The sequence below is a fragment of the Mitsuaria sp. TWR114 genome (assembly GCF_007997345.1).
This window is the reverse complement of record NZ_VOSR01000056.1, coordinates 1-6,790: the sequence shown is the minus strand read 5'-3', so window position 1 is coordinate 6,790 and position 6,790 is coordinate 1. Positions and strand designations below refer to the sequence as shown.

Annotated in this window: 5 protein-coding genes and 1 pseudogene; 5 read left to right on the top strand and 1 reads right to left on the bottom strand. The window is 71.6% G+C overall.

The annotated features are described in order from the left end of the window. The 5 genes and pseudogenes from FUT87_RS03510 to FUT87_RS03490 all read left to right on the top strand — a co-directional run. The coding region (locus FUT87_RS03510; protein ID WP_147240103.1) for a GNAT family N-acetyltransferase at positions 1–411 on the top strand (411 nt) is incomplete at its 5' end. Positions 412–433: 22 nt separating this feature from the next. Next, positions 434–1,960: a hypothetical protein gene (locus tag FUT87_RS03505; RefSeq protein ID WP_147240102.1), complete on the top strand. Its 1,527-nt coding sequence runs from the start codon at positions 434–436 to the stop codon at positions 1,958–1,960. Continuing rightward, positions 1,957–2,670: a hypothetical protein gene (locus tag FUT87_RS03500; RefSeq protein ID WP_254783565.1), complete on the top strand. Its 714-nt coding sequence runs from the start codon at positions 1,957–1,959 to the stop codon at positions 2,668–2,670. Before FUT87_RS03505 ends, FUT87_RS03500 begins: the two co-directional genes overlap by 4 nt. Beyond that, positions 2,670–5,488 (top strand): annotated as a pseudogene (locus FUT87_RS03495) (ATP-binding protein). The gene FUT87_RS03500 and the pseudogene FUT87_RS03495 overlap by 1 nt, the downstream one beginning before the upstream one ends. Before the next feature lie 240 nt (positions 5,489–5,728). Further along, positions 5,729–6,082, top strand: coding sequence for a DUF1428 domain-containing protein (locus FUT87_RS03490; RefSeq protein WP_091733130.1), 354 nt, complete (start codon positions 5,729–5,731; stop codon positions 6,080–6,082). An 80-nt stretch (positions 6,083–6,162) separates the two neighbouring features. On the opposite strand, the gene FUT87_RS03485 is transcribed toward FUT87_RS03490, so the two are convergent. After that, on the bottom strand, positions 6,163–6,790 hold a 628-nt coding region (locus FUT87_RS03485), incomplete at its 5' end, for a LysR substrate-binding domain-containing protein (protein ID WP_255511643.1).

The following is a 6,790-nucleotide window of genomic DNA, read 5'->3' as shown; positions in this document are numbered from 1 at the left end:
AAGCTGCGCGCGGCGCGCCATCTGCACTGCTCCTACCTGGCCGTCGAGGCCGGCGAGCCGCTGGCGTATGTCGTCAGCCTGCCGGTCGACGATGGGCAACTGCCGGCCCTGGATGCGCCGGAGGTCGCGCCGGCGCGTGCGCCGCGCACGCTGTACCTGCACGACCTGGCGGTGTCGCCGGCGGGGCGCTCGCGGCAATTGGGCCGCAAGCTGTTGCGGCAGGTGGTGAACCGCGCGCAGGACATGGGCCTGGCGCAGATCGCGCTGGTGGCGGTGCAGGGCTCGCGCGAGTACTGGCAGCGCCAGGGTTTCGCCGCCGCGGACGCGCCTTCGGGCTCCGCGCTGGCGCAGAAACTGGCCAGCTTCGGCCCCGGGGCGACCCTGATGCGAAGGGCGCTCGGACCCGTCTGAGGGGGCGCGATAATCCCGCCCCATGACCCTGACCCCGGGAGGCGCGGACGACGCTCTGCGCGACGATCTCCCCGAACCCTCTTTCGAAGACCATTTCCGCGAAGGCCAGCTCCCGCAGGACTCCCTCCTGTGGTGGCAGCTGGAACGCAACGAGGCCCTGCTGGCCGCGCAGCGCGCGCTCTTCCATGGCCCGTCCACGCTGGTGCGGCTGCGCGTCTGGGTGTTCATCGAGCTGATGAGCCTGCCGCACTCGCGGCTCTCGCGCGACGACCTGAACCGCCATTTCCACCTGCTGCGCGACGAGGCGCTGGAGCTGGTGCTCAAGCGCCTGCGCGACGCGCAGCTGCTGCTCTGGGACGCGTCCAACCAGCAGTACGGCGTGACGCCGCTGGCGCAGCAGCTGATGGCGATGGTCTCGCCGCTGACGCAAGGCCAGGCCGCTGACGAGGACGGCGACCTGGCCGGCCTGCTCGCCAATGTGGCCGGCGCGCAGCAGCTCGGCACGCTGGAGCCGGCCCAGCTGCAGCATCTGCTGGCGCAGCTCTCGCGGCTCTACAACGAATTCGCCGACGCGATCGCCTCGGGCTCCGAGTTCCACCTGCGCCGCGCGCGCATGCGCTTCGAGCGCGCGCTCAAGCTGGTCGAGCGCGCCAGCGAGGCGCTGTCCGCGATCATCCGGCAGGCCGAGAACGACGGCAACGCGCGCCTGGAGCGCCTGGCGCGCGAGCTCGGCCTGGCGCAGGCGCGGCTGCTGGCGATGGCCAGCCAGTTCAACCGCGCGCTGCAGCAGGCCGACCGCCAGCGGGTGACGCTGGGCTCCACCGGCATCACGACGACCGACGTGCGGCGCTGGCTGCAGGAGGTCCCGTTCCTGGAAAACCTGGCGCTGGGCGCGCTGTCTCGGCCGGTGCATCCGGTCTTCGTCGCGCAGCATGAACTGCTGGACGGCTGCGAGGCCGAGTTCGAGCGCGACCGCCCGGTGCCGCCCACGCCCGAGCCGCTGCCCAGCGGCCTGGCCGCGCCGCCGGGCGAGCTGGCCGTGATGAGCCTGCCGCCGGAGATGGCCCAGTTGCAGGCGCTGCTGGGCCGCTGGAGCGGCGACGGCGTGCCGATGAACGACCTGCGTCCCGCGGTGCTGGGCGGCAGCTACGCGCGCGCGGCGTACCGCGCGCAGCTGCTGCCGCTGCTGGGTGATCCGCAGGCGCAGCATCTGGCCGGCGCGACCGGCGACATGGCGCGCCAGCCGTGGCGCGTGCGCTGGTCCGCCGAACAGGGCGAGATCGATGACGAGCACGTCCGCTGGATGAGCCAGGGCGTGCTGCACTCGACGGAGGTCGAGCCGCCGGCCGAGCCCGAGCCCGAACCCAAGTGGCGCCCGCCCGAGGAAACGCCCAAGCGCGGCCGCCGCAAGGCGGCGGTCGCCGGCACCGAGAGCGCTGCGGCCGTTGCTACCGCCGAGGCGGCCGACACCGCCGCCAGCACCGTACCCGAACCCGCCGAACCTGCCGTCGACACCAGCGTCGACGCCGAACCGCCTTCCCAGTCATGAGCAATCAACTCGACGATGCCGCCCAACTGGCGGCTCAACTGCTGGCGCGCCGCTGGCTGCCGCGCAACCAGCCGCTGGTGCGCCGCGCGCTGATCGACCAGGAGCTCTGGCGCGCGGTCAACGAGCGCGTCGCCGCCGTGGGCCTGCGCGTGGTGGACAACGTCTACGCCGACCACATCACGCTGGCGATGCTGCGTCCGGCCGAGGTCGCCGTGTTCGGCGAGACCGGCCTGGCCTCCAACAACAACCTGGACCTGCCGCGCGACGGCGTGGCGCTGCTGGTGGTGGTGTGGGCGCTGATCGTGCTGCCCAAGCGCCAGCGCCAGCTCGCGCGCGCCGAGGAGGCCGCGGAGGGGCAGGGCGAGATGTTCGCCAAGGACAAGCCGCTGCCCAGCGCCGCGAGCAGCGCGCCGACGCTGTCCTACCGCAGCCTGCTGGCCGACTTCGGCAACCAGCTGGGCAAGAAGATGCGGCTGGACGCCAACCTCAAGCTGCTGGAGCGCCAGGGCTTCATCACCCGCAAGGGCGAGGACATCTGCGAGGGGCCGCTGCTGGACCTGCTGCTGGACTACGACACGCTCGCGCCGCGCATCCTGGACGGCGCGCTGGCCGACGTGCTGGCGCGCAGCACCGATGCCGAATCCGGCCCGATGCTGAATGCCATCCTGGCCGCCCGCCACAACGAAGAATCCGACCTGAGCGACGCCTGATGTTTCACCTGCAATCCCTGGAACTGCTGCACTGGGACTACTGCCGCCGCGTCTCGATGCCGCTGGACGGCAACATCATCACCATCGCCGGGCCCAATGGCTCGGGCAAGACCACGTTGCTCGACGCGATGCGGACGCTGCTGGGGCTGGAGTGCTCCGGCGGCCGCACCTACAAGACCTACGCCCGCCATGCCAACGCCGAGCACGCCTGGCTGCGCGCGCTGGTGGACAACCGCCCGCGCGGTCGCCAGAACAGCAGCCGGCCGTTCGCGAGCTCGCTGCTGTACGCGGACCAGGTGACCCTGGCCTGCCGCATCTCGCGCCAGGGCGGCGACTGGGTGCGCCGCTACATCCTGGTCGACGGCGTGCATGAGATCGAGGAGCTCGACACCAAGGCCGACAAGGACTGGCTGGGCATCGAAGCCTGGAAGAAGCGCCTGGAGGCCGCCGGCCTGACGCGCGCCATCGGCCGCGTGCTGGCGCTGGAGCAAGGCCAGACGGACCGCCTGTGCGAGCTCTCCCCCAAGGAGCTGCTGCGCCTGGTGTTCGAGGTCTTCGGCGACCAGGAAGTGCTGGACCGCTACGAGCTGGCGCGCAACCACCAGCAGCAGCTGGTCAAGGAAGTCGAGCAGGCGCAGCACGAGCTGTCGCATGCGCAGGCGCAGCTGTCCGACCTGTCCAACCGCGTCAACAGCTACCAGCAGTACCAGCTGCGGCTCAAGGAGCGCGAGCGCCTGGCCACCGAGGTCGTGCCGGTGCTGCAGTGGAGCGAGCAGCGCCAGCGCACCGCGCAGCAGCTGCGCGAGCTGCACCGGCAGCGGCTGTTCGCGCGCTCCGACGAGCGCGGCATCAGCGACAAGCGCGCGCAGCTGCTGGCGCTGTTCAAGGCGCAGGAGGCGGCCAAGGACAAGCTGGCCGACCTGGAGCAGCAGCGCAAGGAAGCGCGCCAGGCCTTCGAGGCGGCGCGCGACGGCGAGCGCCCGATGGAGCAGCTCGCCAAGCGCGAGGACGACCTGAAGGCGTTGGCCGCGGTCGAGACCGATGGCGCGGCGCTGACGGCCAAGCTCGAGGAACTGGGCACGCGCCAGCATCAGCTGCGCGAGAGCTTCACGCGCCAGAACGACCAGCAGCGCAAGGCGCAGCAGGCGATGGACGAGCTGACCGGGCACCGCGTGCCGCCGCCGCCGGCGGAGGTCACGCGTTTTCGCAAGGCGCTGGACGAGGCCGGCATCGCGCACCACGTGCTGGCCGACGCGATCGACATCGCCGACGACGCGTGGCGCGCCGCGGCCGAGGGCTTCCTGCGGCCGTCGCGCTGGGTGGTGGTGCTGGCCCGCGCCAGCGACGAAAGCCAGGCCTACCGCATCGCCTCGCGCGAGCGCTACCGGCATTACGTGGTCGCCGACGGCGAGCATGCGCCGGCGGTGAGCCCGAAGGACAGCCTGCTGTCGGTGCTGAAGTTCAACGCCAAGGCGCCGGGCTGGCTGCTGCGGCAACTGGCCTCGATCCGCTGCGTCGCGGACACCGAGAAGGGCGCCCAGACCGGCGGCGAGTGGATCACCACCGAGGCCTACTACCGCGATGGCCGCGGCGGCCGCAGCCTGTGGGTCGAGCCGCGCGAGTACCAATTCGGCGACTCCGCGCTCGATGCGCGGCGCGCCTCGCTGGACAAGGAGCTGACGCGCTACGACCTGGAGCTGTCCAAGCTCGCCAAGGAGCAGCTCGAGATCGAGCGCCAGCTCAAGGACGCGCAGCGCGCGGCGCAGGGCCACAAGGCGGCGCAGGAGCTGGTCGAGCGGGCCGAGGAATTTGCCGAGCGCGCGCGCGCCTGCCGGGCCTGCGCCAGTCGCGCATCGAGGCGGCGACGCGCATGGCCGCGCTGGACCAGGAGCACGACCGGACCGTGGCCGCGGCCACCCGCACCGAGCGCGACTACGAGTCCGCCCAGGCCAGCCTCAAGGCCAGCGAGGACAACGTGCTGCGCGCCGAGCGCGACTGGGCCGGCAAGCGCGACGACCTGATCGCCACCGCCCGTGCCTCGCGCGAAGCGCGGGCGAAGTTCCCCGCCGCCTGGGTGCATCCGATGCGGCTGCAGGCGCTGCGCGACGAGTTCGAGAACGCCAAGCAGGCGGAGATCGCCTCGCGCCATGTGCAGCAGGAACTGGACACCGGCGTGTGGGAGACCGATGCCGGCGTGCAGGAGCGCCATGCGCGGATGCAGGTCGCGGTGCTGGAGCAGACCACACAGCTGGACGACCGCCGCGCGAGCAACGAGATGGCGCGCATCGCCGCGTTCAACGCGCGCGAGCGCTACATCGACGTGCTGCGCGCGACGGTGCGGCGCTACAAGAAGAATGTGCAGGAGCTGGGCGAGCTCGCCGGCGTGCATGCGCAGGCCGAGCTGCCGCACCTGGACAACGACGACACGGTGCTGGCGCAGGCCGGGCTGCACGTGAAGTTCAACTTCGACGGCAAGGGCGAAGTGGGCCTCAACGACGGCGAGGCCTCGGGCGGGCAGCAGGTGCTCAAGAGCCTGATCCTGCTGGTGGGATTGATGAAGGACGACGACGCGCCGGGCGGCTTCGTCTTCATCGACGAGCCCTTCGCCCACCTGGACGTGCGCAACATCCAGCTGGTGGGCCACTTCCTGAAGAGCACGCGGGCGCAGTACCTGCTGACGACGCCGATCACGCACAACGTCGAGGTCTTCGAGCCGTCGGAGATCACGCTGGTGACCAGCAAGAAGCCGCGCGGCGAGCGCTGGGCGCCGCCGATCGCGGTGCTGGCGCGGCGGCCGGAGAAGTCGGTTTACGGCTGAGCGCGCGGGCGCGGCGACGTCACGGACCGGCCTGTCGACCACGATGGGGCCGGGCGTCCCGATTGCCCGCGCTGCGGCGTGTCGACGCGCGCCCGCGCGGCGCATGCCGGCATTTCCCCTTCCGTCGAGGGGGCGGTGGCACCCGATCCGGCCATGCGCGACGAGGATGTCGATTTCGCGCGCCGCCGTTCGTCGTGCAGGACGTGGCCGTGAGCCGCGTGATCAACCGGAGTGACCGCAATGAACTATGTGGATGGATATGTGATCGCCGTGCCCACCGCCAAGCGCGAGGCCTATCGCCAGCTGGCGCAGGAGGCCTCGGCGGTGTTCAAGGACCACGGCGCGCTGCAGGTCGTGGAGTGCTGGGGCGACGACGTGCCCGAGGGCAAGGTGACCTCGTTCCCGATGGCGGTGCAGCGCAAGCCCGACGAGACGGTGGTCTTCTCCTGGATCGTCTGGCCGTCGCGCCAGGTGCGCGACGAGGGCATGAAGAAGTCGATGGAGGACCCGCGCATGAACCACGATCCGGCGAGCATGCCGTTCGACGGCCAGCGCATGATCTTCGGCGGCTTCGAGGTCATCGTCGAGGCTTGAGCAAGGGCGTCCGCGCGCCGCCGCGCCGCCTGCCGGGCGCCGCTGGTGCGGGCTCGCGCCCTTTCCGCGACGGGGCCGGATTAGCGCCGGCTCGAGAACTCCTTCGACAGCCAGGCGCGGAGCTCGTTCAGGCCGCGCTTCGATCCGTGGGCCGGCGGCCAGGTGAGGAAGTAGCCGTTCCCCGAGCCGACCTGGGCGCCGAACGGCGTCACGAGCATGCCGTCCGCCACCAGCTCCTGCAGCATCCGCGGGTCGGCGATGGCCACCCCCTGTCCGCGCATGGCCGCCGACAGGGCCAGGTCCAAAGTGTCGAAGACATGGCCGCTGGCGCCGTCGACGCCCTCGACGCCGGCGCCGTCCAACCAGCGTCGCCATTCGCGCCGCTCGGGGCCGGGATGCAGCAGCTCGACCTTGGCCAGGTCGGCGGGCGTCTTCAATCGCGTCGCCATGGCCCGCGAGCACATCGGCGTGAGCCGCTCGCGCATCAATAGCACCTGATCGACGTCGGGCCAGCGACCGTGCCCGTGGGCAATGATCGCGTCGACGCTGGAGCGCGCGAAGTCCGGCGCATCGGTCCAGTTGGTGGAGATGCGCAGTTCGAGGTCGGGCAGGGCCTGGCGCAGGCGAGGCAGGCGCGGCAGCAGCCAGCGGGCCGCGAGCGTGGGCGGCACCTGGAGATTGATCACCGCCGCCTGCCGACGGATCGCC

Coding starts and splice junctions, on each gene's coding strand:
- FUT87_RS03505 (WP_147240102.1), top strand. CDS start 434: ATGACCCTGACCCCGGGAGGCGCGGACGACGCTCTGCGCGACGATCTC.
- FUT87_RS03500 (WP_254783565.1), top strand. CDS start 1,957: ATGAGCAATCAACTCGACGATGCCGCCCAACTGGCGGCTCAACTGCTG.
- FUT87_RS03490 (WP_091733130.1), top strand. CDS start 5,729: ATGAACTATGTGGATGGATATGTGATCGCCGTGCCCACCGCCAAGCGC.